General features: G+C 61.5%; 37 protein-coding genes, 1 tRNA gene and 1 pseudogene. 27 read left to right on the top strand and 12 right to left on the bottom strand.

What is annotated here, in order from left to right:
* Window positions 1-2: 2 nt before the first annotated feature.
* The 5 genes from AC07UR_RS30115 to AC07UR_RS30095 all read right to left on the bottom strand — a co-directional run bounded on the left by AC07UR_RS30115 (window position 3) and on the right by AC07UR_RS30095 (window position 3,359).
* On the bottom strand, window positions 3-740 hold the full coding sequence (locus tag AC07UR_RS30115) for a DNA-methyltransferase (protein WP_494700329.1): 738 nt from the start codon (window positions 738-740) through the stop codon (window positions 3-5).
* Complete coding sequence (locus tag AC07UR_RS30110; RefSeq protein WP_494700330.1) at window positions 737-2,110, bottom strand: SAM-dependent methyltransferase; 1,374 nt, start codon at window positions 2,108-2,110, stop codon at window positions 737-739. The genes AC07UR_RS30115 and AC07UR_RS30110 overlap by 4 nt, the downstream gene beginning before the upstream one ends.
* Window positions 2,110-2,340: a hypothetical protein gene (locus AC07UR_RS30105; RefSeq protein ID WP_494700331.1), complete on the bottom strand. Its 231-nt coding sequence runs from the start codon at window positions 2,338-2,340 to the stop codon at window positions 2,110-2,112. Before AC07UR_RS30105 ends, AC07UR_RS30110 begins: the two co-directional genes overlap by 1 nt.
* 2 nt (window positions 2,341-2,342) lie before the next feature.
* On the bottom strand, window positions 2,343-2,825 hold the full coding sequence (locus AC07UR_RS30100) for a phage regulatory CII family protein (RefSeq protein ID WP_084814447.1): 483 nt from the start codon (window positions 2,823-2,825) through the stop codon (window positions 2,343-2,345).
* A gap of 210 nt (window positions 2,826-3,035) precedes the next feature.
* A complete protein-coding gene (locus tag AC07UR_RS30095; RefSeq protein ID WP_494700332.1) occupies window positions 3,036-3,359 on the bottom strand; it encodes a helix-turn-helix domain-containing protein in 324 nt (107 codons plus the stop codon).
* Between AC07UR_RS30095 and AC07UR_RS30090 the strand changes: the two genes are divergently transcribed.
* A complete protein-coding gene (locus tag AC07UR_RS30090; RefSeq protein WP_494700333.1) occupies window positions 3,359-3,703 on the top strand; it encodes a helix-turn-helix domain-containing protein in 345 nt (114 codons plus the stop codon). The genes AC07UR_RS30095 and AC07UR_RS30090 overlap by 1 nt on opposite strands.
* Window positions 3,704-3,748: 45 nt before the next feature.
* Here the strand turns inward: AC07UR_RS30090 and AC07UR_RS30085 are convergent, their stop codons facing one another.
* Window positions 3,749-4,096, bottom strand: a complete 348-nt coding sequence (locus AC07UR_RS30085) for a hypothetical protein (RefSeq protein WP_494700334.1) — start codon at window positions 4,094-4,096, stop codon at window positions 3,749-3,751.
* Between the two features lie 304 nt (window positions 4,097-4,400).
* On the opposite strand from AC07UR_RS30085, the pseudogene AC07UR_RS30080 reads away from it, so the two are divergent.
* The 16 genes and pseudogenes from AC07UR_RS30080 to AC07UR_RS30005 all read left to right on the top strand — a co-directional run.
* A pseudogene (locus tag AC07UR_RS30080) lies at window positions 4,401-4,487 on the top strand (Arc family DNA-binding protein); the annotation flags it as partial.
* Window positions 4,488-4,490: 3 nt separating this feature from the next.
* Window positions 4,491-4,640, top strand: a complete 150-nt coding sequence (locus AC07UR_RS30075; RefSeq protein ID WP_494700351.1) for a hypothetical protein — start codon at window positions 4,491-4,493, stop codon at window positions 4,638-4,640.
* A gap of 209 nt (window positions 4,641-4,849) precedes the next feature.
* Entirely contained in the window at window positions 4,850-5,065 is a 216-nt protein-coding gene (locus AC07UR_RS30070) for a hypothetical protein (protein WP_494700335.1), read from the top strand.
* Between the two features lie 43 nt (window positions 5,066-5,108).
* Window positions 5,109-5,258, top strand: coding sequence for a hypothetical protein (locus tag AC07UR_RS30065; RefSeq protein ID WP_494700336.1), 150 nt, complete (start codon window positions 5,109-5,111; stop codon window positions 5,256-5,258).
* A 17-nt stretch (window positions 5,259-5,275) separates the two neighbouring features.
* Complete coding sequence (locus AC07UR_RS30060; RefSeq protein ID WP_494700337.1) at window positions 5,276-5,629, top strand: YfdP family phage-associated protein; 354 nt, start codon at window positions 5,276-5,278, stop codon at window positions 5,627-5,629.
* A gap of 36 nt (window positions 5,630-5,665) precedes the next feature.
* On the top strand, window positions 5,666-6,577 hold the full coding sequence (locus AC07UR_RS30055) for a DUF2303 family protein (RefSeq protein WP_494700338.1): 912 nt from the start codon (window positions 5,666-5,668) through the stop codon (window positions 6,575-6,577).
* An 80-nt stretch (window positions 6,578-6,657) separates the two neighbouring features.
* Window positions 6,658-6,996, top strand: a complete 339-nt coding sequence (locus AC07UR_RS30050) for a hypothetical protein (protein WP_494700339.1) — start codon at window positions 6,658-6,660, stop codon at window positions 6,994-6,996.
* Window positions 6,993-7,355, top strand: coding sequence for a hypothetical protein (locus AC07UR_RS30045; protein WP_494700340.1), 363 nt, complete (start codon window positions 6,993-6,995; stop codon window positions 7,353-7,355). Before AC07UR_RS30050 ends, AC07UR_RS30045 begins: the two co-directional genes overlap by 4 nt.
* Window position 7,356: 1 nt before the next feature.
* Window positions 7,357-8,268, top strand: a complete 912-nt coding sequence (locus AC07UR_RS30040) for a nucleoside triphosphate pyrophosphohydrolase family protein (protein ID WP_494700341.1) — start codon at window positions 7,357-7,359, stop codon at window positions 8,266-8,268.
* Complete coding sequence (locus tag AC07UR_RS30035) at window positions 8,261-8,443, top strand: hypothetical protein (protein WP_494700342.1); 183 nt, start codon at window positions 8,261-8,263, stop codon at window positions 8,441-8,443. Before AC07UR_RS30040 ends, AC07UR_RS30035 begins: the two co-directional genes overlap by 8 nt.
* Entirely contained in the window at window positions 8,436-8,765 is a 330-nt protein-coding gene (locus AC07UR_RS30030) for a hypothetical protein (RefSeq protein ID WP_494700343.1), read from the top strand. The genes AC07UR_RS30035 and AC07UR_RS30030 overlap by 8 nt, the downstream gene beginning before the upstream one ends.
* Window positions 8,765-8,938, top strand: a complete 174-nt coding sequence (locus AC07UR_RS30025) for a hypothetical protein (protein WP_494700344.1) — start codon at window positions 8,765-8,767, stop codon at window positions 8,936-8,938. The genes AC07UR_RS30030 and AC07UR_RS30025 overlap by 1 nt, the downstream gene beginning before the upstream one ends.
* Window positions 8,931-9,368, top strand: coding sequence for an ASCH domain-containing protein (locus tag AC07UR_RS30020; protein WP_494700345.1), 438 nt, complete (start codon window positions 8,931-8,933; stop codon window positions 9,366-9,368). The genes AC07UR_RS30025 and AC07UR_RS30020 overlap by 8 nt, the downstream gene beginning before the upstream one ends.
* Entirely contained in the window at window positions 9,365-9,541 is a 177-nt protein-coding gene (locus AC07UR_RS30015) for a hypothetical protein (protein ID WP_494700346.1), read from the top strand. The genes AC07UR_RS30020 and AC07UR_RS30015 overlap by 4 nt, the downstream gene beginning before the upstream one ends.
* Entirely contained in the window at window positions 9,541-10,137 is a 597-nt protein-coding gene (locus AC07UR_RS30010) for a DUF4326 domain-containing protein (RefSeq protein ID WP_494700347.1), read from the top strand. The genes AC07UR_RS30015 and AC07UR_RS30010 overlap by 1 nt, the downstream gene beginning before the upstream one ends.
* Complete coding sequence (locus AC07UR_RS30005; RefSeq protein WP_494700348.1) at window positions 10,134-10,355, top strand: hypothetical protein; 222 nt, start codon at window positions 10,134-10,136, stop codon at window positions 10,353-10,355. The genes AC07UR_RS30010 and AC07UR_RS30005 overlap by 4 nt, the downstream gene beginning before the upstream one ends.
* Here the strand turns inward: AC07UR_RS30005 and AC07UR_RS30000 are convergent.
* Both AC07UR_RS30000 and AC07UR_RS29995 read right to left on the bottom strand, forming a co-directional pair.
* On the bottom strand, window positions 10,315-11,787 hold the full coding sequence (locus tag AC07UR_RS30000; RefSeq protein ID WP_494700349.1) for a DUF6538 domain-containing protein: 1,473 nt from the start codon (window positions 11,785-11,787) through the stop codon (window positions 10,315-10,317). The two genes, AC07UR_RS30005 and AC07UR_RS30000, sit on opposite strands and share 41 nt — an antisense overlap.
* Window positions 11,788-11,848: 61 nt before the next feature.
* Window positions 11,849-11,933, bottom strand: a tRNA-Leu gene (locus AC07UR_RS29995).
* A 194-nt stretch (window positions 11,934-12,127) separates the two neighbouring features.
* Between AC07UR_RS29995 and lipB the strand changes: the two genes are divergently transcribed.
* Window positions 12,128-12,847 (top strand): lipoyl(octanoyl) transferase LipB, encoded by a 720-nt coding sequence (gene lipB / locus AC07UR_RS29990; protein WP_209792805.1) that lies wholly within the window; start codon window positions 12,128-12,130, stop codon window positions 12,845-12,847.
* A gap of 29 nt (window positions 12,848-12,876) precedes the next feature.
* On the opposite strand, the gene AC07UR_RS29985 is transcribed toward lipB, so the two are convergent.
* Complete coding sequence (locus AC07UR_RS29985) at window positions 12,877-13,821, bottom strand: DMT family transporter (RefSeq protein WP_234942058.1); 945 nt, start codon at window positions 13,819-13,821, stop codon at window positions 12,877-12,879.
* Window positions 13,822-14,071: 250 nt separating this feature from the next.
* Between AC07UR_RS29985 and AC07UR_RS29980 the strand changes: the two genes are divergently transcribed.
* The 9 genes from AC07UR_RS29980 to AC07UR_RS29940 all read left to right on the top strand — a co-directional run bounded on the left by AC07UR_RS29980 (window position 14,072) and on the right by AC07UR_RS29940 (window position 20,676).
* A complete protein-coding gene (locus tag AC07UR_RS29980) occupies window positions 14,072-14,470 on the top strand; it encodes a helix-turn-helix domain-containing protein (RefSeq protein ID WP_209792804.1) in 399 nt (132 codons plus the stop codon).
* Between the two features lie 80 nt (window positions 14,471-14,550).
* Window positions 14,551-15,678 carry an S-(hydroxymethyl)glutathione dehydrogenase/class III alcohol dehydrogenase gene (locus tag AC07UR_RS29975; RefSeq protein WP_077498405.1) on the top strand — a complete coding sequence of 376 codons (1,128 nt, stop codon included), beginning with the start codon at window positions 14,551-14,553 and terminating at the stop codon, window positions 15,676-15,678.
* 133 nt (window positions 15,679-15,811) lie between these two features.
* Window positions 15,812-16,252, top strand: a complete 441-nt coding sequence (locus AC07UR_RS29970) for a YaiI/YqxD family protein (RefSeq protein ID WP_077498406.1) — start codon at window positions 15,812-15,814, stop codon at window positions 16,250-16,252.
* Window positions 16,253-16,292: 40 nt separating this feature from the next.
* A complete protein-coding gene (locus AC07UR_RS29965) occupies window positions 16,293-16,940 on the top strand; it encodes a DUF1345 domain-containing protein (protein ID WP_173419749.1) in 648 nt (215 codons plus the stop codon).
* Window positions 16,941-16,965: 25 nt separating this feature from the next.
* Window positions 16,966-17,799 (top strand): S-formylglutathione hydrolase, encoded by an 834-nt coding sequence (fghA, locus tag AC07UR_RS29960; RefSeq protein ID WP_173419748.1) that lies wholly within the window; start codon window positions 16,966-16,968, stop codon window positions 17,797-17,799.
* 26 nt (window positions 17,800-17,825) lie between these two features.
* Window positions 17,826-18,203 carry a fluoride efflux transporter CrcB gene (gene crcB / locus AC07UR_RS29955; protein WP_209792803.1) on the top strand — a complete coding sequence of 126 codons (378 nt, stop codon included), beginning with the start codon at window positions 17,826-17,828 and terminating at the stop codon, window positions 18,201-18,203.
* Between the two features lie 37 nt (window positions 18,204-18,240).
* The gene (locus AC07UR_RS29950) at window positions 18,241-19,233 is read left to right on the top strand and encodes an RluA family pseudouridine synthase (RefSeq protein ID WP_077498410.1); all 993 of its coding nucleotides are present in this window, start codon (window positions 18,241-18,243) and stop codon (window positions 19,231-19,233) included.
* Window positions 19,233-19,898 (top strand): HAD-IA family hydrolase, encoded by a 666-nt coding sequence (locus AC07UR_RS29945; RefSeq protein WP_209792802.1) that lies wholly within the window; start codon window positions 19,233-19,235, stop codon window positions 19,896-19,898. The genes AC07UR_RS29950 and AC07UR_RS29945 overlap by 1 nt, the downstream gene beginning before the upstream one ends.
* Entirely contained in the window at window positions 19,891-20,676 is a 786-nt protein-coding gene (locus tag AC07UR_RS29940) for an ATP12 family chaperone protein (protein WP_209792801.1), read from the top strand. The genes AC07UR_RS29945 and AC07UR_RS29940 overlap by 8 nt, the downstream gene beginning before the upstream one ends.
* A gap of 56 nt (window positions 20,677-20,732) precedes the next feature.
* Here the strand turns inward: AC07UR_RS29940 and sugE are convergent, their stop codons facing one another.
* The 3 genes from sugE to AC07UR_RS29925 form a co-directional block, all read right to left on the bottom strand.
* Window positions 20,733-21,047: a quaternary ammonium compound efflux SMR transporter SugE gene (gene sugE / locus AC07UR_RS29935; protein WP_173419744.1), complete on the bottom strand. Its 315-nt coding sequence runs from the start codon at window positions 21,045-21,047 to the stop codon at window positions 20,733-20,735.
* A 252-nt stretch (window positions 21,048-21,299) separates the two neighbouring features.
* The gene (locus AC07UR_RS29930) at window positions 21,300-22,607 is read right to left on the bottom strand and encodes a replication-associated recombination protein A (protein WP_115420475.1); all 1,308 of its coding nucleotides are present in this window, start codon (window positions 22,605-22,607) and stop codon (window positions 21,300-21,302) included.
* Window positions 22,604-24,001 carry a DegQ family serine endoprotease gene (locus tag AC07UR_RS29925; RefSeq protein ID WP_173419742.1) on the bottom strand — a complete coding sequence of 466 codons (1,398 nt, stop codon included), beginning with the start codon at window positions 23,999-24,001 and terminating at the stop codon, window positions 22,604-22,606. Before AC07UR_RS29925 ends, AC07UR_RS29930 begins: the two co-directional genes overlap by 4 nt.
* Window positions 24,002-24,009: the final 8 nt, after the last annotated feature.

Below are 24,009 nucleotides of genomic sequence, written 5' to 3'. Positions count from 1 at the left end.
CGCTAGCTATCCTCCCCGAACGAAAAGCCCGGCTGCTCTGCCTTCAGAGCTGGAGCAGGCGCAACGAACATATCCGGCTGCGCATAGGCCTTACGAATGCGATCGCAAGCGATGCTGAAGTACCCCTCATCGATCTCGATGCCGATGAACGATCTACCGGTTTTGACGCATGCAACTCCGGTCGTACCGGAGCCCATAAATGGGTCAAACACGGACTGCCCGACCGATGTCGCCTCGGCGAGAACCCATTCCATTACTTGGATCGGCTTTTGAGTGGGGTGCACGCGCGGAATTCCCTTTTCGGAATCCCTCATCATCCCGTTCCAATAATGGCTGATGAGCCGCGCCACTCCCTTCATGTTCGTCCAAGCGATCTCGCAATCGGCGAAGTCGTTCCTGGTGAAGCCGCGCCGCTTGTCCCAGATCAGCCATTTGGAAGAGGCCGGGAGCTTGTCGGCAAAGTGGTTCGCACCGAAAAGAACGGACACCGGAGCGAAGTCGATGAACGGCCGAGGGTCAAAGGGCTTATCGTCGCCGTGGATGGCAACGCCGTTAAATTTTGACACGTAGCGCCCCCCCCCGATACCGTCACCACCAGAGCCGTGAGCGAACGCGATGCCGTATGGAGGGTCACTTACGACCGCATCGACTTTGCCGACGAGCGGCATTACTTCCATGCAATCGCCGAGATACAGCGTGCAGTCGCCGATCACCTCTTTCCGTTGCCAGGGCGCGCTCATATCGCCTCGCCTTCCGACTCGCCGGCCGGCTGATAGTCCGCCCAATCGACTCGCCTGATGACGGTCTCTGCTCCATAGGTGCCGTCTTCCTGCAGCTCCCAGACACACCACATGGTGTTCATCTGGCTCGATGCCTTGTTTCCCTCCCAGCCATCGCGGTGCATCATCGGCACGCGGCGCTTCATCACGTAGATCCGAGCCGGCGGGCATTCCTCCATGAAGAAATTCCGGTCACTATCCTCGAACCCGGCCAGCACATTGAGATTGAGCAGAAGGGCCATCTTCGCCGGCCGGTGAACGCGCAGCGCGTGCGCGATGCAGGCGTTCATCTGGTCGCCATAGGGTGGGTTCGAGACGATATCGAAGGCCGGCCCCGTGGTTTCGAGGAAGTCGACGACCTCCTGCACCTCACCGTCTTTTGTCGCCGTGCCATAGTCGACGAGATCGGAAAGCACGACCTCATAGCCCGCCGCCTCCAGAATGCGGCAGATCGCGCCGCGTCCGCAGAACGGTTCGTTTACGGTCGGCGTGAAGTCTTCCAGCGCAAGTATGGCGCGCGTTGCCTGCTCTGCAGTCTCGTAAAGATTGTTGCCGCGATCTTCCTTGGTCGCCGTTTTCGTGCCGATCGCGGCTTTCAGGTTCGACCGCGTCGGCGCGAGACCGGCGGCAACACGCGCAGCGATGGCACGCTCGGCGATACCCGGCATCTTTTCTTCCGCCGCCGCCAGCTTGCGCGCGTCGTGAATCTCCTGCCGGGTTAGGCCCGCTTCCGCCTGTTTGAAAATGTCGTCAGTTGCGACATTTTTCGGACGCCCCTTTTTCGCCGCCTGGCCGGCCTCTTGCGCGGCGTCGTAAGCCTTGGCGAGCTGGATTTTGCAGCGCGTCTCCATCAGCAGAGCGTCGCCCTGCAGCTGCCGGAACTTCGGCACCAGCTCGCGCGTCGCGGCATACTTCGCGGCGAACCGCGCTTCGGCCTGCGAGAGATCATAGGCGCCGTCGGCAATCACGCGTGCGCGCTGGATATCGCCTTCGTCGAAGAGCCGCGCCGCCGTCTCCAGCATTGTGACGATCTCCGGCACCTTCGCCGGCTTCGGCGTTTCGACCAGGCCGAACTCGACAGCAAGCGTTGCCGCCGGCGGGGCGGTTTGGGCTGGCGCAGCCTCCAGCAAGCCGAGATCGCGTGCCAACGTCATGCCGGCATCGGTCGGAAAGCACAGCATCATGTCCGTGTCATGCCGCCGCACGAGTCCGTGCTGATGCAGCCGCTGGATACGGCGCTTGCCGCCGCCATCGGGCGCGCGGTATTCGCCCGCGGCAACCGCGCGAAGGATGTCTTTCTGTTCGGGTGAGAGCATCGCGGTCATATCCATCAGTCTGCCCTCATCAACCGGTCGAGGTAGTATTCGCCCGCCGCCGCGATGGCGAAGCGATGCGGGTAGATGGAATGCCGGCGCGCATAACCGATCTGCGCCAGAGCGCAGCCGGCCAGCTTTTCGCGCAGACCGGACGCCAGCAGATACTGGCCGTCCACTTCGGAAAGCCGACGCAGAAAAGCCCGCTCGGCGGGCTTGAGAGGGGTAATGGTCAAGGGAGCGCCCATCGTCAGCCCTCCGCCGTCGCGGCCGCGACCAGTTCGAGAGCCCGGATCGCTTCGAGCGCCTCACGGTGGATCGTCCGCTTTTCGAGCGCGTCGTACTTGCCATCCGCGCCGGCATCGATGATCGCCTTGGAGACATCCATTGTCTGCGAAAGGACGCGGTGCGCATCGAGTTCGGTAAGAGGCTTGACCCCTTCCCGTCCTGCCGAGGGCACGAGATCGAAGCCCAGCATGTGCGCCGCTTCCGAAAGGATGATCGGCGACCCGGCGCGCATGTCCGCCTCGACGGCGATGTCGATCGGGATCATCGACTGGCCATGCTCATAGGAACCATCAGGCCGACGCTCGCCGAGCGTGGCATACTTGACGAGGCTGGAGACCGCGACGCGCGTCAGCATCGCGAACGAAGTGACACCACCGCCGAGACGGTAGCAGGCATCCGTCACGCCCTTCAGGGCAAGGATCTGTTGTTCGGAAATCAGGCGCACGAAATCACCCCACCAAAAGCAAGGAAAGAAAAACGGGAAAGGATTCAGTGAAGCGCGGTCGGCCCGCGCGTAGGCTCAGCCCATCAGATCAGGGAGGCCCACATGGATAGGCGGACGCAAAAACAGAGGCAGGGACGCGCAGGCCAGTGGCGCGCCCCTGCCAGGTGGCAAGGCCCATGGAGAGGAGGGAGGGCACTTGCGGGGAAACCTTCATTCCGCCGCCTCCGTCGCGATCCCGAACAGATCGGGCAGCAGATCACGCCGCGAAATGCCAGTGACACGCTCAATCTCGATCGCGCGCTTGGGATTCAACAGGCCGCGCTCCCAGCGCAATACGGTCGACTTATCGACGGGCGGCGTGAAGAGCTTTCCAAACTCCTCAAGCGTCATGCGATCTCGATCATCTCTGAATCTGGCGATGGCGGATGTGTTCTTCATGTCGCCAGTAGTTGCATAAGTTGCAACATTTGGCAAGCCAAGCGGTTGCACGATGCAGTAACGAAGTGCGGAACCCAAAAGAGTATGGTTGTTCAATGAGCAACATCAAGACGATTCACTCAGGCAAGACGCCGACAAGAATTCATTTCATCGTCGAGTGGGCCGACAAGCGCGGCCTCAGCCAGGCTGATATCGTTCGCGAGATTGGCGCCGACAAAGGACTGGTCTCGCGCTGGTTCGCCGGAAAGCTGCCTAAGGCTGACTATCTAGAGAAGCTCGCTGCACTATTCGGCACCGACGTACACGGATTATTCCGCGACCCTGAGGACGACTGGCTCGCCAAATTCTTCAGGGACAAGACCGAAGAGCAAAAAGAGAGAGCAATCGACATGCTCCGCATTCTTTTCAAGGACAACGATCGCACGGGCACAGCCGGCTGATCAAGGACGCGCGCCGCAGGTGAGACCGCGCGGCGCGCTTGACGGCTACTGCGTCGTTTCGAAGTACGCCAGGCCGGCACGAAGCATCGGGCCAACCAGCGGGTAATCTCCGTCTGCTTCCGCATCCACCGCAAGCCGAAGCGCGTCGAGCGCACCAACCTTGCTTACGGCGGGCAACTCCCAACACTCAAGGATGCACATCGGCGCGCGGTAGGAACGAGCCGCATAGGCATCCGCTCCAACATCGTCATCAGGTGCGTTTGCGCGAAAGTCCTCAAGCGCCACGCGAAACGCCGCGATTGCCGCAACGATCGGATCACCATCAAAGATCTTGCTGGCCGCGCCCCCACCCATCGCAACTTCACCACCACCACTAGGCCCTGCCTCATCCATAATGTTCCCTCTACGCAAAACATGAACTAGGAGGGACCGGACAGCCCACGGCTACTCCGCAGAATCGCCCGACCCCGATTGCAAGCGTTTCATTCTCTCCCTAATTGACCGTATCACCTCCGCATTCCGTGACGTGAAATTCTCCCTCGCCATCCGAGCGAGGAACTCGGCTACGTCAATCGGCAACCGCACGGACATTCTCACCTCAGCCATCGCACCCTCCAAAGCCGCGCCCTGCGCGCTGACATAGGTGTGGCATGCGTGTGGCATACCGGTCAAATGTGTTTTGTGTCATCTGTGCGCCATGGCTAGAGATGACCTCCACTTCCGTTTGCGCATTCCCGAGGGCCTAAAGGCCAAGATCGAGGATGCCGCTACCGAGAATCACCGGTCCATGACAGCCGAGATCATTTCCCGACTTGAAACCACGTTCGAAGACCCGGAGCGACTGCCATCCAAGCAGACGGAACTCCGCTCCCTGATCAGCACCGTGGTGCAAGAAGTACTCGATACACTGGGAACCGATCTCAAAGCCAAGCGCTAGCCGCACCTTTCGATTCGAACAGCCATCGCACTGTGAGCATGTCTTGCAACAAGAGTGTTGCAAGTTATGCAATTTTGCGCGTTGACGGAAGTTGCATGTTGTGCAACCTTACTCACGCCCTCCATGAGCGGCGGCGCGGAGAGAAGGTTTAGCGTCGCCGCGCCGTTCAGGAGGAATTGAACACCCACCCGAACATGAGGAAGCGGCCAATGCGCCCGAACATCGGCACCACCAAAGACGAAATCATCCATTCCATGTCCGACGCGATGCGCCGGATCGGCGAAGGCTGCACCGAGCGCGACCTGTTGCTGTTAGGCTTCACGCGCCAGCAGATCGAGCGCTATGGCGACGCCGCGCGCGAGATGGCTTTCGAGCGTTCGAATGTCAGCCTCCGCACCCGCGTTCTCGCCCGCCGCGCGGCCTAACCTCATGAAGCCGCAACCACGCCTCTCGGGAACGCGCCCGCACATGGTCCTTCCTGACGAATACCTCGATCAGCGTCGCCGCGAGATCGAGCACGCCGACCAGGCCAGCGACTTCCTTCGCGGCGTGGTCTGCGGCATCGCCTGCACCCTCCTCACTGTCGCCCTCTTCGCCCTCTGGCGCATCGTGGCCTGACCCCGAAAGGAACCCTCATGAAGAAGATCCGCGATTTCAGCCAGATCATCGGTCTGCTGGAAAACGGCCAGCTTAACCCTGCCCTGTCGGGCGAGGTCAGCGAAACCCTGAACAAGCTCTATGACATGTCGGAAGGCAGCCAGGGCGCGACGTTCAAGGGCTCCACCACCCTGAAACTCAGCTTCACCGTGAAGGACGGCATGGCGACGATCGCCGCCGACTTCTCCTCCGTCACACCGAAGCGCCCGCGCAAGAACTCCGTTTTCTGGGTCGTCGAGGACGGCGCCCTTTCGACCGAGCACCCGCGCCAGCACGACATGTTCACGCCGCGCGCGGTCTCCTCCGAAGAGCCCAACCGGCAGAGCCAGTAAGCCTCTCCAACCTCGAACGCCACGAAAGGAAACACCGTGGAACAACTGGATAAAGGCGCGGTCGAAGCCGTCGCCAAACTCGCCAAGCAGTCGGAGATGAAGGTGATCTCGATCACCCTGCCGGAGAAGATCAACGGGCTGCCCGCCGCTATCCCGGCGGTCGTGCATCCCGACAGCGGCCGCGTGATCGGCGTTCACGATATGCTGGCACCGTGGCGCACCCGCCCGGAGCGCAAGGTAGGCACCGCCCGCGTCGAGACGCTCGAATCCTTCATCGAGCTTATCGAGCGCCACAAGCAGGAAAACAGCGTCATCTTCGCTCAGACAGACTGGCAGAAACCTGCGCTGACGGCGGTGATCGACTACCACGACGCCAACGGGCCGGATAACGGCAAGCACCGCATCCACTATCAGTTCCCGCTGTCCGAGGAATGGAAGGCTTGGCTTGGCATCGACGGCAAAGGCATGAACCAGGCGGTGTTCGCCGAGTTCATCGAAGATCATATCGCGGACCTGTCTTCGCCGCACCACGACGAGAGCACCGATTTCGAGCGCATGTTCGGCGCCAAGGTTGGTTTCCCCAACGACATCGTGATGCTGTCGCGCGGGCTGCAGATCAACGCAGAGACCCGCGTCAAGCAGGCCGTGAAGCTCCAGACCGGCGAAAGCCAGATCATGTTCGAGGAAGACCACAAGAACGCCAGCGGCGAGCCGCTGACCGTTCCGGGCGTCTTCGTGCTGCAGATCTCGCCGTTCTTCATGGGCGAACCCACCCGCATTCCGGTGCGCTTGCGCTACCGCCTGCGCGACGGCGCGTTGACGTGGATTTGCCAGCTCTACCGCCCGGACCGCTACATCACCGACCAGGTGCGCTCTGACCTGAGCAAGGCTGCCGACGAAACCGGCCTGCCGAAGTTCGAGGGCGCGCCCGAGATGTCTGCCGGCTGATAGTCCGACAGCAAAAAGGGCGGCCATAGCCGCCCTCACCCACTTCTCACAATTGAACCTGACCGATTGAGGATAGAGCCATGTCCGCAAGCAGCAAAGCCGTGCCCGAACGCACGAGCACATTCCCCGCAAACCTGACGCCGACAGACGTTGACCGCATCCGCCGCATGGTGCTGGCTGGCAACTCGACCGCCGAGATCGCTGCAGCCTTCGACACGACAGAGCGGCGCGCAACCGTGTTCCTGGAAGTCCGCCGGCCGCGCTGGCTGCGCAACCGCAACGAGGGCCGCATCGAGTTTCTTGCCGCCAAGACGGTCATTTATCGCTGGCGCTCGCGTAAGGACGGCGGCGCCGACGTTCGTCCGTTTTCCGTCGCGGCCATCTCTATGCACCGGGCGGCGCTGGAGAAGCGGACATGACCACCAAACTCCAAATCGTGCAGGAGACGGTCTCCGACCACATGGATCAGATGCTGGCAAACTTCAAAGCCGGCGCGAAGATCACGGTTCTCATCCGGACGCCCGGCAAGAACGAAGCCGACTTCCTGATGACGAGCGACGACCTCGACGACGTCATTGATGCTGTCCGGCGCCGAAAGGCAGCTGCTGCAGCTACACCGACAGACGCCCCCAGCGTGCCCCAGGAAGTCCCCGGCAAACTCGAGTTTTTCGACGGCAAATTGATGCCGGTCATCGACGCCAGCCGCTACGGATGGCGGCGCTTCCACGAGCACTACGATCGTGACGGCTACTGCGACAATCCAGGCAGGGGCTACTGACATGGGCTGGAAAAACGTCAAAGAACGCTACCGGATCAGCCACATCGTGCAGGTTACCGAAGAAGGCATCTGCATCGGCTCACCCTACATCCACGCAATCATCGTCATCAGCATGACGGGCGAAATCGTCAAGCATGACGACCGGACCCTTAACGATGATCTCCATCGCTACCAGACGGAGATGAAGGCCGACCCGCAACAGCTGCGCCAAGCGGTACAATCGGAAGATACCTTCAAAACCTCCATCCCCGTCTTCACCTACCAGGGCGCAGAGATCGTCGAAAAGCTCTGCGAAGAGCCCGGCTGGCCCAACGTCACCCACGACGGCGCGATGATGTACGAGAACACGTTCTTCGCCGAACGGGAAAAAGCACTGGAGGCCGCCAGGCACAATTGCCAGGGCGCTATCATGCTTCGCAGTCTTGAGGTTTCGGACAAGCAGGAGGGGATCAACAAGTCGCTTGCCCGCCTCAAAGAGCTTCATGCCAACGCACGGAAGCTCGGCCTTTCCATTCCGGCCACTCCAGCGACGCGGACATTGCTGCCCTATCAGAAGCGCGTCCGCCACTGGTCGGACGCCTGCTTTGGCAATGACCCTGCCGATGTAGCCGAGCGTAATTTCCGCTTTCTGGAAGAAGCGCTTGAACTGGCACAGTCCTGCGGCGCTACGGCAGACGAAGCGCGAGCGCTCATCGACTATGTCTTCAGCCGCCCTGTCGGCGATGCTCGCCAGGAAGTCGGTGGCGTCGAGGTGACCTTGGCTGCGCTCTGCAATGCGCAGGGGATCGACCTCGACGAGGCCAGAGAGGCAGAGCTTACTCGCGTCTGGTCGAAGGTCGAGCAGATCCGCGCCAAGCACGAATCGAAGCCGAAGGGCGTCCGCTCGCCGCTTCCCGGAGGCGCACATGTCTGAGGCGAGCCCCACCCTTCCTCTATTCCGCGTCTTCTTTCATGGCGGGAAAACCATCGTGCTCACGGCCGGAAACTCGATGCTGGCCGAACAGAAAGCCCGCGTCGCCAACCCCGGCGGCTTCGTCAAAAAGATCAACCTTGTGAGGATGCCAGGAAATGAGTGCAGCCATGCTTGAAGCTATAGCCGTCCAGCTCGACTGGCAGGCACTCGTTACCGACCAGGGCGAACCGTTCGCCGCCTTCGTTCGCGGACACGTGAACCCCTTCACGCTTGCCGGCGACGCCGAGGAGGCGATTGTGAAAGCCTTCAACGATCTGTCGCCGGCATTCGCCGCCGACGCTCGCGAGATCATCGACGAAGCCGGCGGCGCTGTCCTCACTCAGTTCTGGCTGCGCCCGGTCGACGACGTCGAAGCCGGCGACCCGGAAGCCTTCTATCTCGTCGCGACCGCAGACCAGCGCCGCGCCTTCCCTGTGACCGGCGTGAGGTTCATGTGATGAGCGCGCCCCTGCACCCCTTCCGCATCCACTTCCACGATCCGGAACTGGCGCCGCTGGACATTGAGGCGGCCTGCGTTGCCGATGCCCGCAAGGTCGCAATTGAGCGTCGCAACGTCACCGAAGGCGCCATCCGCAAAGTCAAGATCATCAGGGAGAAGGCCAATGGTTGATGCCGCTATCCCCCAGTTCGCCCTCTCGATCCGTCAGCCGTGGGCATGGTGCATTCTGCACGCCGGCAAGGACATCGAGAATAGCTCCTGGCGCACGCGCTTTCGCGGGCCGATCGCGCTGCATGCCGCCAGCAGGCTCAGCCGTACTGAATACGAAGACTGCCTCGCCACCATTCATGCCATCGGCGAAACGCAGCCATTTCCAGCCTTTCCGGCCGGCTTTGCGTTGCCGACGTTGGAGGAGTTGCCGCTGGGCGGCATCGTTGGTGTGGTCGATATCGTCGACTGCGTCAGCCATTCTGAAAGCCCTTGGTTCTTCGGCACCTATGGCTTTCGGCTCGCCAACCCCCGCCCGGTAGAGTTCATCCCGGTCAACGGTGCGCTCAGCATGTTTGACTGGCGCAAGAACCTGAAAGGCGAGCGCCGATGATCGCCACAGCCATTGCCTACTTTTTCGCGCTCATGTTCTTCGCCGCCGGCATCCTCTCCATGTTCCAGATCGGCCGAGGCCAGATCGCGGCCAATGACAAGAACGCTCACATATGGGCAGCCGTCGCCTGCATCGTGATTTCATGGTGCGCCGCCTACGTTGGGGGCATCTGATGACCGATCAGACCCGCACCAACCGGCGCCGCCGAGAGAGATACCAGAAGGCTATCCACCGGGCCGGCTTCTTTCAGGCCCGCGTCAGGGCACACCTGCTCGCGCAATCGTTCGGCGCCGATCAGGCCCTGATCGACGCCCTGAATGCAATGGAACCCGTCGATCGTGACGCAAAATTGACGGTTGCGGTTTCCGGCATTGCCGAGCCCGTCCGACTTCAGCTTTCCAGAGCCAAGGGTTTTAATCTCCAGCGCCACAGCCTTGAGACCAACGGCCTGCCGGCCGCGATCGTCGCGCGCCCGTCCAAATACGGCAATCCCGTCACCGAACAGGACTTCACAGATCTGCAGTCGATATGGCGAGAGATGGGCCGCAAACCTATCGAGGGCACATGGCGGCAGCATGCCGTCCGCTGCTTTGACGCGTGGATCGGCGGCGAGATTGCTGAGATGGGCAAACCGCCAACAGCGGCGGAGATCCGGCGCGACCTGAAGGGCAGAAACCTCGCCTGCTGGTGCAAGCCCGGCGAACCATGCCACGCCGACGTCCTGCTCGAAATCGCCAACAGCCCTGCACGCGAGGAGGTGCAGCGGTGACCAGCCGCATCTCCCCCAAAGTGACCGAGGATGACCTGCGCGAGGCGATGGCCAATTGCGCGCTCATTATGGAGCAGGAAAGCTGGGGCGATAAGCTCTGGCCGATTTTCGAGCGGTTAGAGCGCGAGCTGGAGGCGATGCGCAGCAAGACTGACAGGCTGGCCGCTGCCCGCGCCTTCAGCCGAGGATCGAAGCATCAAACGGAAGCACGATCTTAAGCATCTGATCGCGGCGCCACGACAGCTCGCCGCCATCGCCGTAATCGGGCCGATCGGTATCGTGCCCCAGAATTCGCCGGCGGAATTCATCGTCGAAGCCAGCCTCCAGCATCCGCTTCTCATAGGCATGACGAACCGAGTAAACGCGGTGGTTTGGCGATGGCAAAAGTTCGTGGTCTCTCAGATAGTTCATAAGCGTCGCTGACAGATTGGTTTCCTTGTCGAAGTATCGCGGGAAACCGGATTTTGCACGCTTCATTGCCTCTAGAGAGACGCCAACCAGCGGCACATCCCGGACACTGTTTTCAGTCTTCACCTTCCGGTCGGCCCGGTAAATTATCTGCAGGTAAGGCACAGGCGCGTCGAGGTGGATTTGACCGGGCGTCAGATTGCAGATCTCCGATGGCCGGCAACCGGTCTCGATCATCGTCAGCAAGATCAGCCGGGCTTCACGGTTCAAGCTCTTGAGGCTTCCAGCCGCAAGGAAGCTTTTCTCCATGAAGGCCTGTGAAAAAGGCAGCACCTTCAACTTCAGGCTCTTAGGGTCGCTGAATGAAAGGTCGTCAAAGGGGTTCTTGATGTCGAGCGCGAGATAGCGAGTGTATTCGCGAAACAGCTTGCGGATATTGCCAAAGCTGCGATTGGCCGTGTTGCCCGAAAGCTTCTTTGGAGCCGTCGCAGCCTTTCCGCCCTTCTCTGATTCCAGCTGGGGCTTCGCGCCTTTCTTTCCGGCCGCAATCTTCTCTCGCCACCAGCGGTGATATTCGATCGCATCGACGCGGGTGAGATCCAGAAACGTCTTGTTGCCCATCGCTTCGATGAAGCGTTCGGCTGCGGCGAGTTTCACCTTCCGCCAGGACTTCAATTGCGCCGGGCTCATTCCGACCGTTTCCTCTAGGCCGATCTCGTCGACATAGAGCTTCATGACCTTGCGGACAGTGAGCTTTGGCTGCCCCTCGACACCAAGCACGGCCTCGCGGTCACGCGCTGGCGCCGCAGCTGCAACGGCGAGCCGCTGCACGACTTCAGCAATCGGTGCGCTGTCGGCGATATCGACAACACCTTTGTACTCGAAGCCCAACGCGACCGCCCTCGCCTTGGCGGCTTGGTATCGAGTATGCGTGTTGTCTTCCGGATGCTCGTGGCTGAGGCCCTGCCAGAACAGATCGTCGGCCCGCTCAAGAGCGTCGCGCCGCAGCTGCGCCACGTCCAGCGAAGAAGTTTTCAAGGAGGTTTGGATCAATCCCCGGCCGTCGATATGGGCGAAGTTCGCGGGCACGCGGCGGATGTAATGCCACTTCGAGCCTCGCGGCTTCAGATAGCGCATTGGGTCGCGTGCGATGACGACAGCTGACTTTTTACGATTGCCCACGGCGTTCCTTAGGGAGGCATTGTGGTGCAATCTGTAGTGCAGAAAAGGGGAAAACGTCAATTCCCCCCGAAGGGGAATGCCTATTTGTTTGGGAAAATCAAATAGATGACCCGAAGGTCAATGGTGCGGTCGAGAAGACTCGAACTTCCACGGGTTGCCCCACAGCGACCTCAACGCTGCGCGTCTACCAATTCCGCCACGACCGCATCGTGGTAGGCGCCGAATTGCTCCGGCGGGGCTGCATGTAGCAAAAGCCCCTGGGGTGCACAAGGGCATGACGACAGAAATTTGACGAGAAAAGAAACTATTTCAACAGCCTCCTCGCGAAACCCCGCAAACGCTGGACTCTTGTCGCGCGCCGTCCCATGTACAGGGCATCAAAATAGGAATGCAGACGGAAATGCAGCGCGAAAATCTGAGCCAGGACATGTTCGCCCCCCCGGAATCACCCCCGGTTCGCTGGCGGATTGCCCCTCACCTCGTCGATTATCCACAGGCAATCGAAACAATGGAGCGCGAAGCGACGGCCATAGCCGCCGGCACCGCGGACGAACTCGTCTGGCTGGTGGAACATCCGCCACTTTATACTGCAGGCACCAGCGCCGATGCGGCCGACCTCGTCATGCCCGACCGCTTCCCGGTGTTTGCGACGGGACGGGGCGGCGAATACACCTATCATGGGCCGGGCCAGCGGGTGGTTTACGTGATGCTCGACCTCAAGCGCCGTCGACAGGATGTACGCGCCTTCGTCGCCGCGCTCGAGAGCGTCATCATCTCCTCGCTCGATTCGATGAACGTGAGGGGTGAACGCCGCGAAGATCGCGTCGGCGTCTGGGTGCGCCGGCCGGAGAAGCCATCGCTTCCCGACGGGTCGATGGCAGAAGACAAGATCGCGGCGATCGGCATCCGCTTGCGCCGCTGGGTGAGTTTTCACGGCTTTTCGCTCAACGTCGATCCGGACCTCGACCATTTCGGCGGCATCGTGCCGTGCGGCATCCGCAGCTATGGCGTGACCAGCCTGGTCGACCTCGGCCTGCCGGTGATGATGCCGGATGTGGACATGCGTGTTCGCGAGGCGTTCGAGACGGTCTTCGGTCCGACCCGCAACGACGAATCCTGAAACTAGGCTTGCTGCAGGCCGGCCCCGTATCACGTTGCTTCGATGGATCGACCGCCGGCCTGGCGCTCGCGCCAGATCATGAACAACCCTGACACCACGATGATCGCGATGCCGAGCCATTTCGAGAGCGACGGGAAGTCGCCGAAGATGAGATAGCCAAGTGCGGTCGCTGTGACGATCTCGAAATAGGCAAACGGCGCCAGCAGGGAAACGGGTGCGGCCTGGAAGGCCTTGACCACCAGAAGGTGGCCATAGCCCGAAAGCGAGCCGAGGATGATGACGAGCACCCAGCCGAGCGACGTGTTCGGCAGGGACGGCTCGAAGTCGGCGACGCCCAAGCCGTCGCCTATCGCAATCACGCCCACCATGAACAGCGTTCCGCCGATACCGGCAATCGTCTGCATCGTCAGAGGACTGTCGGCCGTTCCGACCGCACGGTTCAAGAGAAGATAAAACGCAAAGACTGTGGCGCAGGCGACCGGTAGCAACGATGTTGCCCCGAACGCTGCGAAGCTCGGCTGGATGACGATCATCGCGCCGGCAAAACCGACGGCGATCGCCAACCACCGACGCCAGTCTACCCTCTCGCGCAGGATCAACGCCGACAGGCACGTCAGGATAAACGGCTCGACGAAATAGATCGCAAACACATCGGCGAGCGGCATGTACTTCACCGAAATGAAGAAGAACAGGGCTGCTGCCGCCAAGAGAATCCCGCGCAGCAGGTTGAGCCAGAGCCGTTTCGGTCGCAGCGCCCTCACGCCACCGATCGTCAGGAGCAAGGGCAGCGTCGCGACAAGCTGGAAAAAGAACCGATAGAAGGTCACCTGTGCCGGCGCCATGCCCTCGACCACAGCCATGTATTTGGCAATCACATCCATGCCCGGCAGGATGACCATGGCAAAGAGCATGATGGCGACGCCCTGCATCACGGTGTTCTGGGGAGTGGCTGCTGTCGATACCGGCGCGGTCATGGGCTTTTTCCGATTTGGTTGCGCCACCTTAGAACGTTAGCGGCGCTTTTCAACGCATGCGGGCGCGACACGAAAGAGCGCATTTCATAGCCCGGGCCGCTTTTGACCGTGTTTTTGCCGCTCCGGGGTGGTCCGCAACGGCCCGAATGCCTATAAGCTCACGTCATCTTCCGCCCCGGAGGAGAAGCTCTCCCACTTCTCCGATCAGAAACCGGGACCTTTGAACGTGACCGTGGCAAAGGAGATATCCATGCGCTTGTCCACCGAAACGATGATTGCCCGCCTGCGCGATCCCGGCGACGGAGATACGCTGGGCGGACGCATCTGGCGCGCACGTGACGCGGCCAATCTTTCGACCAAGGATCTCGCCGATCAGCTCGGCGTCCGGGTGGAAACAGTCGCCGCCTGGGAGCGCGACCGGGCGGAGCCACGCACCAACCGCCTGTTCATGCTCGCCGGCGTGCTTGGCGTCACGCCCGCCTGGCTGATCGCCGGCATGGGCCGCGCGCCTGATGACGAGACGAAGACCGCTTCTGGCGAAAGCCTTCGCGAGCAGCTTGCGCTCGTCAAGAAATTGCACGAACAGACCGGCAAGGCCATTGCCGCTCTTGAGATGGAACTCAATCGCGTCCAACAGACTATTCGTTAGTTCATTGCCGATTCCAACGGGCGACATTGGCCACTGCGCCGATGCCGCCCGAAGTCATTGTTAATCCAAGGAGAAAATAGATGGATGTACGCGCCGCCGTCGCCGTTCAGGCAGGCAAGCCGCTGGAAGTGATGACCGTTCAGCTCGAGGGTCCGCGGGCCGGAGAAGTGCTGATCGAAGTCAAGGCCACCGGCATCTGCCACACCGACGATTTCACGCTGTCGGGTGCTGATCCCGAAGGCCTGTTCCCGGCAATCCTCGGCCACGAGGGTGCCGGCATCGTCGTCGACGTCGGTCCGGGCGTCACCTCGGTGAAAAAGGGCGATCACGTCATTCCGCTCTACACGCCTGAGTGCCGCTCCTGCCCGTCGTGTCTGTCACGCAAGACCAACCTGTGCACCGCGATCCGCTCGACGCAAGGGCAAGGCCTGATGCCGGACGGCACCTCGCGCTTCTCGATCGGCAAGGACAAGATCCACCACTACATGGGTTGCTCGACGTTTGCCAACTACACGGTTCTGCCTGAAATCGCGGTTGCCAAGGTCAACCCCGACGCGCCGTTCGACAAGATCTGCTACATCGGCTGTGGTGTCACCACCGGCATCGGTGCCGTGATCAACACCGCAAAGGTCGAGATGGGCGCGACCGCGATCGTCTTCGGTCTCGGCGGTATCGGCCTCAATGTCATCCAGGGCCTGCGTCTCGCCGGTGCCGACATGATCATCGGTGTCGATCTCAACAACGACAAGAAGGCCTGGGGCGAGCGCTTCGGCATGACCCACTTCGTCAACCCGAAGGAAGTGGGCGACGACATCGTGCCCTACCTCGTCAACATGACGAAGCGCGGTGCCGACCAGATCGGCGGCGCCGACTACACGTTCGATTGCACCGGCAATACCAAGGTCATGCGCCAGGCGCTCGAAGCCTCGCATCGCGGCTGGGGCAAGTCGGTTGTCATCGGCGTTGCCGGCGCCGGCCAGGAGATCTCCACCCGTCCGTTCCAGCTCGTCACCGGACGCAGCTGGATGGGCACCGCCTTTGGCGGCGCACGCGGCCGCACCGACGTGCCGAAGATCGTCGACTGGTACATGGAAGGCAAGATCGAGATCGATCCAATGATCACCCACACCATGCCGCTAGAAGACATCAACAAGGGTTTCGAGCTGATGCATTCCGGCGAAAGCATCCGCAGCGTGGTTCTCTACTAAGCGCCAACTGAGCAATTCCAGACGGAAACCGTTTCGCACTTTTCCGGGAATTGCTTAGTAATCCGATTCAGGAAGGCGCCGGAATCAATTGTATTCCGGCGCTTTTTCAGTCCCGTTGAGAAGTTGATTCAAGATGATCTATGTCGATGCCGATGCCTGCCCGGTGAAGGCGGAAGTGCTGAAGGTGGCCGAGCGCCACGGCTTCGAAGTGACCTTCGTCGCCAATTCGGGGCTGCGTCCGTCGCGCGACCCGATGGTCCACAACGTCATCGTCTCGGCGAGTTTCGACGCTGCCGACGACTGGATCGCCGAACGCGCTCATGAAGGCGATATCGTCGTGACCGCCGACGTACCGCTTGCGGTCCGCTGCGTGGCTGCCGGCGCTTTCGTCACCGGCCCTTCCGGCCGCGTCTTCGACAAGAGCAATATCGGCATGGCATCCGCCATGCGCGACCTTGGCCAGCACCTGCGCGAGACCGGCGAAAGCAAGGGCTACAATGCCGCCTTCACGCAACGCGACCGTTCGACCTTCCTTGAGACACTTGACCGACTCGCACGCCAGACGAAAAAGTGAGGCGGGCGTCACCCCGCGATGGATCGCAAGGGCATTTTCGATGACTGCGACGACAAAGCTCAGGCATTGGCCGTTCTACACCGCATCGCTATGCGCCTTCGTCAGCCTGCCGGTTACATGGTTCTTCGCGCCAAGCTATATGCTCGAGGTCGCGGCGATTGCCTTCTTCTGTGTCTATCTCGTCCTGAGCGGCCGAAGGCTGCGAATGATGACCGGCAAACACCTCAAGACGCACGCGCGAAACACCGACGAACCGGAATCCGTCATCTTTCTCGTCACCTTCGGAGCGGCCGCTACGGCGCTGATCTCGCTGTTCTTCGCGCTCAACGGCGAAAGCAAGGGGCCGACGCTCGAGCTGGCGCTGGCCTTTGCCTCCGTCGTCTTGGGCTGGGCAACCATTCACGTGATGGCAGCGATGCACTACGCCCACGTTTACTGGGTGCCTGACGACAGCGGGCAGCCCCCCACCCCGCAGCGTGGCCTCGATTTCCCCGAAACGCCGGAACCGGGCGGCTATGATTTTCTATATTTTTCCTTCGTGATCGGCATGACCGCCCAGACGTCTGATGTCGCCATCACCACTACGGCGATGCGGCGCATCAATCTGATGCACGCCATCGTTTCCTTCTTCTTCAACACCGTGCTTGTTGCCGCCGCGGTCAACGCGGCCGTGCAACTCGCCGGTTGAACCCACGATATCCCAGGAGCATTTGATGAAAGTCCTTTCTCAGAACACCGCGTTCGGCGGCATGCAGGGCGTCTTCTCGCACGAGTCAGAGGCCTGCAAGGGCGAGATGACATTCGCCGTCTTCGTGCCCCCACAGGCGATCAAGGAGCCGCGGCCGGTGCTCTGGTATCTTTCGGGCCTCACCTGCACCCATGCCAACGTCATGGAAAAGGGCGAATACCGCCGCATGGCCGCCGAGCTGGGGCTGATTATCGTCTGCCCCGACACCAGCCCGCGCGGGACGGAGGTTCCGGACGAACTCACCAACTGGCAGATGGGCAAGGGTGCCGGCTTCTATCTCGATGCCACGCAGACGCCGTGGGCCGAGCACTATCAGATGTACAGCTATATTACTGAGGAGCTGCCGGCTTTCGTCAGCCAGCACTTCCGCGTCGACATGAGCCGGCAGGGCATTTTCGGCCATTCGATGGGCGGCCACGGCGCAATGACCATCGCGCTCAAGAACCCCGACCGTTTCCGCAGTTGCTCGGCCTTTGCGCCGATCGTCGAACCGTCGACGGCCGACTGGTCGATCGGCGCCTTCGAGAAATATCTTGGCGAGGACAAGGCCGCCTGGCGGCAATATGATGCCTGCGCGCTGGTCAAGGACGGTGCCCGTTTCCCCGAGTTCCTCATTGACCAGGGCAAGGCCGACAGCTTTCTCGACAACGGCCTGCGGCCGTGGCTCTTCGAAGAGGCCATCAAGGGAACCGGCATAGGCCTCACACTGCGCATGCACGAGCGCTACGACCACTCCTATTACTTCATCTCTACCTTCATGGACGATCACCTGAAATGGCACGCCGAGCGGCTGGCCTAAGACAGAGGGAATAGCGGGAGTATCCAATGTCCAACCTTCTGCTTGTCGGTGCCGGCGGCGCCATCGGATCGATGGTTCGCTATCTCGTTGGCCTCTGGACGCTTCACCGTTGGGGGCCGGGCTTTCCCTGGGGAACGCTCGGCGTCAACATCACAGGCTCCTTCGTCATCGGCCTCTTGGCCGAGTTGATCATGCGCAAGTTCGGCGCTTCGGCCGAGATGCGGCTGTTTCTGATCACCGGCGTGCTCGGCGGCTACACGACCTTTTCCGCCTTCTCGCTGGATACGATCACGCTGTTTGAACGTGGTGATGCCGCACTTGCCGTCACCTATATCGCGGCAAGCGTCGTGCTTTCGATCCTGGCGGTCTTTGCCGGGCTGGCCCTGATGCGCGCAATGGTCTAAAGGCTGCCTCTAAAGAACAGGAAGCAGGTTCGCTGAGATGGCAGGCATAGAACATAAGCAGGTGGACGGTGACGAGGCGGGTATGCGCCTCGATCGCTGGTTCAAGGTACATTTTCCCGGGCTGGGTTTCGGTCCGCTGCAGAAGCTGCTGCGCTCGGGCCAGATCCGTGTCGATGGCGGCCGCGTCAAATCCGATACGCGGCTGCAGCCGGGCCAGACGGTCCGCATCCCTCCGCTTAACGTCGACGCGAAGGAAGTGAAGACAGGCCCGATTGCCGGGCGTGATCTTCGCCACTCGCCAGACGGTGAGTTGTTGTCGCGCATGGTGCTGCATGAGGACGCGAAGGTTATCGTGCTCAACAAGCCGGCAGGGCTTGCGGTTCAGGGCGGCTCGGGCGTCAACCGGCATATCGACAAGATGCTGGAGGCCTGGACCAACCAGCGCGGAGAGAAGCCCCGTCTGGTTCACCGCCTCGACCGCGACACTTCAGGTGTGCTTGTCATCGCGCGCACCCGTGGCGCGGCGCAAAAACTGACGGCTGCCTTCCGAGAGCGCGACACCAAGAAGACCTACTGGGCGCTGGTCAAGGGCGTTCCGCGCAAGCGCGAAGACCGCATCTCCACCTGGCTGGTCAAGGAGCAGACGCCGGACGGCGACCGCATGCGCATCGCCAAACATGGCGAGGACGGCGCCGACCACGCCATTTCCTACTACCGCATTCGTGAGCAGGCCGCGCAGAACCTCGCCTGGCTCGAGATGGAGCCCTATACCGGCCGCACCCATCAGCTGCGCGTGCACGCCTTGCACATCGGTCATCCGATCCTTGGCGATCCCAAGTATTTCGACGCCGATATCAACTGGAGCCTGCCCGGCGGCATGCAGAACCGTCTGCATCTGCACGCGCGCCATATCGATATCCCGCATCCGGACGGTGGTCGCCTGCGTGTGACCGCGCCGCTGCCGCCGCACATGGTCCAAAGCTGGAACCTGCTGGGCTTCGAAGAGAACGAGCCTGGCGAGGACGACTGATGAAACTGGCGCTTTTCGATTGCGACGGCACGCTGGTCGACAGCGGCGGTCTCATCCATGAAGTGATGGCACGAACCTTCGAAGCCTTCGCGCTGGATCGCCCTGAATTGTCGGCGACCAAAGGCATCATCGGCCTGACGCTCGATATCGCCATTGCCCGCCTGCTCGGACGCGATCATGTCGACGACCAGGCGTTGGCAATGACAGCGCACTACAAGGCGATTTTTGCCGGCGTTCGTGCGGAAGCCGGCTTTCAGGAATTGCTGTTTCCGGGCATCGCAGCGATGATGCAGACGCTTTCCGGTCGCGACGAGCTGCTGATCGGAGCCGTCACTGGCAAATCGCGCCGCGGCCTGACGCATATCGCCGAGACCCACGGCTTTAACAGGATGTTCTTCGTGTCGCGTACCGCTGACGACTGCCCTTCAAAACCGCATCCTGCCATGGTGACGGAATGCTGCTCCGAAACGGGGATCGATCCGCGCGATACCGTCGTCATCGGCGACGCGATTTATGATATGCAGATGGCAAAGGCTGCCGGTGCCGCCGCCATCGGCGTTGCCTGGGGTTACGCTGGCGTGCCCGACCTCGTCGAAGCGGGCGCCGATTATATTGCCCGCACGCCGGCCGATATCATTGAGTGGATGGAACACTATCATGCCTGATATTCGCGATGAACTCATCGGTGCGCTGAGCCACGAGGACCCGGTCCGGCGCGCGCAGATCCAGATGCTGAAGCCGCTGCCCAAGCGCTTCTACAAGGACGTCAGCATTGGCGCCGCGGACGACGGCGGCCACAGCGTCCTGCTCGACGGTCGGCCGGTTCGCACGCCGGCCAAACATCCCCTTGCCGTCCCGACCCTCAAGCTTGCCGAAATGCTGGCGGCCGAATGGGACGCACAGGCCGAGGTCATCGATCCCGCCAAGATGCCGGTCACCCGTATCGCCAACACGGCGCTCGACGGCGTGGCGAAGGACCAGCGCTCGGTTTTCGAAGACATTCTGCGGTTTGCCGGGACGGATCTGCTCTGCTACCGCGCCGACAGCCCGGAAGGCCTTGTCGGACGGCAGAACGCGGTCTGGAACCCGGTGCTCGAATGGGCCGCCCAGTCGCTCGGCGCTCGCTTCATTCTGGCCGAGGGTGTCATCCACCAGGAACAGCCTGAAGAGGCGATCACCGCCTATGCCGAGGGCTTGCGTGCCTTCGCGACGCCGCTCGGCCTCACTTGTATCCACACAATCACGACTTTGACAGGCTCCGCCCTGCTCGCGGTTGCTTTCGCATCCGGCCGGCTGACGGCCGAGCAGGCATGGGCGGCTGCCCATGTCGACGAAGACTGGCAGATCGAGCATTGGGGCACGGACGAGGAAGCGTTCAAGCGCCGCGAGCTCCGCTGGCAGGAGATGCAGGCGGCAGCAGCCGTTCTCGACGCACTGCGATAGCAGTGCGTCGGAATACAGCAGTATCCAAGCTGTAGCGGCAGGCGCCTAACGTTGCGTTAGGCGGCAAGCTTCAGGCCGGCGATACCGGTCACGATCAGCGCGATGCAGCCGAGACGGACAAAGGTCGCCGGTTCGGCAAAAAGAACGATGCCGAGGATGACGGTGCCAACGGTGCCGATACCGGTCCAGACGGCGTAGGCCGTGCCGAGCGGCAGGGTTCTGACAGCAAGGCCAAGCAAGGCGATGCTGACAACCATCGATCCAGCGGTCAGGACCGTCGGCACCAACCGCGTAAAGCCTTCAGTGTATTTGAGACCGATTGCCCAGCCGATTTCGAGGATGCCGGCAAGAAAGAGGATTAACCAGGCCATTTCAAACTCCTAGAGAGTGGAGCGAGGCCGTCCCCGCGGATGTTCGGTATCCAATACCGTGCAGCCGTCTGCAACACGGTCTCTATCTCACGGTTCGCGGGCGACAGCAAGATATGCCGCGGCAAACCAGCCCTGCACGACCGGCAATGCTTGGCTATTTCCAAAGCTTAAGCGGTTTTCGGCCTAAAGATACTTGGGAACGGAGATGGAGCGCCCCGAGCATTCCGTCTTGGACCAGGTCCCAATTGTCTCTTAGCTTCGCTCCCGACGCAGCTTTGCCCACCATTCCAATCGTTTGCGGATCTCGCGCTCGAAGCCCCGCTCCGGCGGATCGTAGAAAGTTCTGCGCCCCATCTTTTCCGGGAAATAGTCCTGGCCCGAGAACGCATCCGGCTCGTCGTGGTCGTAGCGGTAGCCGTCGCCGTAACCCTCACCCTTCATCAGCTTGGTCGGCGCGTTGAGAATATGCTTCGGTGGCAGCAGAGAACCGTTTTCCTTGGCCGCCCGCATGGCGGCCTTATAGGCCATGTAAACGCCATTCGATTTCGGCGCTGTCGCGAGATAGACGCAGGCCTGGGCGAGCGCCAGCTCTCCTTCCGGCGAGCCGAGGTAATCGTAGGCGTCCTTGGCGGCATTGCAGATTGCCAGCGCCTGGGGATCTGCAAGGCCGATATCCTCCACCGCCATGCGAACGAGGCGCCTTCCGAGATAGAGCGGGTCCTCGCCGGCATCGAACATCCGGCAGAGATAATAGAGGGCGGCATCCGGGTCGGAGCCGCGCACCGATTTGTGCAGCGCCGAGATCAGATTGTAGTGGCCGTCCTGGCCCTTGTCGTAGACGGGCGCTCGCCGCTGCACGATCCGCTGCAGCGCTTCGACGTCGAAGATCTCGTCGCGTCGCGCCGCACGCCAGACTTCTTCGGCCAAAGTCAGCGATGCCCTGCCATCGCCATCGGCCATGCGAATGAGGCTTGCCCGGGCGTCCGCGTCGAGCGGCAGCGGCTTGCCTTCCGTTTCTTCCGCGCGCTTCAGCAATTCCTGCAGGCTCTCTTCACCATGCGGCTTGAACGTCAGAACGCGAGCGCGCGACAAGAGAGCGGCGTTGAGTTCGAAGGATGGGTTCTCCGTCGTTGCCCCAACCAGAATGACCGTGCCGTCTTCCATGACAGGCAGGAAGCTGTCCTGCTGCGCACGGTTGAAACGGTGGATTTCGTCGACGAACAACAAGGTCTGCCGGCCGGACATCCGCCGTGCCCGCGCCGATTCGAAAACCTTCTTAAGATCTGCGACACCGGAAAAGATCGCCGAGATCTGCTCGAAAGCCAGCCCCGCCTCGCCCGACAGCAAACGCGCAACCGTCGTCTTGCCGGTACCGGGCGGCCCCCAGAAGATCATCGAGCCGAGCGATCCCGACGCGATCATGCGCGTCAGCACGCCATCCTCGCCCGTCAGATGCTCCTGGCCGGTGACTTCGGACAGCGTGCGTGGACGCAGACGATCGGCAAGCGGCCTTGCCGAGGTCATTTCCGGCGGTTCCGAGGAGGAGAAGAGGTCACTCATCGGAAGAACTGACGAATGATCTGGCCGTCACGCTCAATTTCAACGCGCCAGAAGGAGGCACCCTCGCCCATGACGCTTTCCAGCGTCTTCGAGCTGTCGATCGCAGCCCCGTTGACGGACCGGATGATATCCTTCGGCGCCAGGCCGATGCGTGCGGCGGGCGAGCCGCGGTTGATTTCGGTCACGACGACACCCTGCAACGAGGTCGACAGGCGCAACTCCTCGGCCAGTCGAGGCGAGAGATTTGCGACAACTGCACCGGCAAACGGATTGCGGCCCTCAATAAGCCGTTCATCACGCGGCGACGTCTCCGGTGCCCGGTTGAGCTTCAGGCTGACATCGTGCGGCTTGCCGTTTTCCGAAACCGTGACGCGCGCCTCATGGCCGATGCCGACGGTGGTCAATCGATAGCCAAGAGCATCGGGATGTTCGACGGCGATACCATTGACGGCCGTGATCACCTGCCCCGGCTTGATCCCGGCCGAGGCCGCCGGCCCACCATTGACAACGGCGGTCACGAGCGCACCACGCGCACGATCGAGCCCGAGCGCTTCCGCGACTTCCGATGTCACAGGCTCAAAAGACGCGCCGATGAATGGACGCACGAACGAGCCATTGCCGCCCTCGGCGGATGCGACAAAAACCTTCACCAGATTGGCCGGAATGGCAAAGCCGACGCCGTTGGAGCCGCCACCCTTGGAGAAGATTGCGGTATTGATGCCGATCAACGCGCCGTTCATGTCGATCAGGCCGCCGCCGGAATTGCCGGGGTTGATGGCCGCGTCCGTCTGGATGAAGAAGCCGAAATCGCCCGACGACACCTGATTGCGGGCAAGCGCTGAAACGATGCCGCTGGTTACGGTCTGGCCGACGCCGAAGGGATTGCCGATCGCCAGCACGATGTCGCCGACCTCGACCGCGTCAGAATCGCCAATCGGAATGACGTCGAACGGCCCATCGGACTGGATCTTCAGCACCGCGAGATCGAGGCGATCATCCTTGAGCATGATCTTGCAGGGATATTCACGGCCATCGGCGAGCGCCACCTTGATGTCGTCGGCGCCTTCGATCACGTGATTGTTGGTGACGACGATGCCGTTCTTGCCGACGATCACCCCGGAACCGAGCGATGACTGCTTCTCGCTGCGGTTTGGCATGCGCTGCCCGAAGAACTCCTCGAAGAAGGGATCGCCCGAGAAGATCGATCGACGCTCTACCACGCGCTCGGCATAGACATTGACCACAGCGTTCGCTGTCTGCTTGACCAACGGCGCGAAGGAAAGCTGCATTTCCGTGCGCGATTGCGGCACGGTCTTCGCATCCTGAGCAATTGCCGGACAGGACAGAGAGACAGCAAGAACGAGCGTTGCAAGCGCTCTTGAACCAAAGATCATATGACGCA

The organism is Ensifer sp. GW821-FHT05G01 (assembly GCF_059419585.1).
The sequence above is the reverse complement of the archived record's forward strand: the minus strand, read 5'-3'. Positions and strand labels throughout refer to the sequence as shown.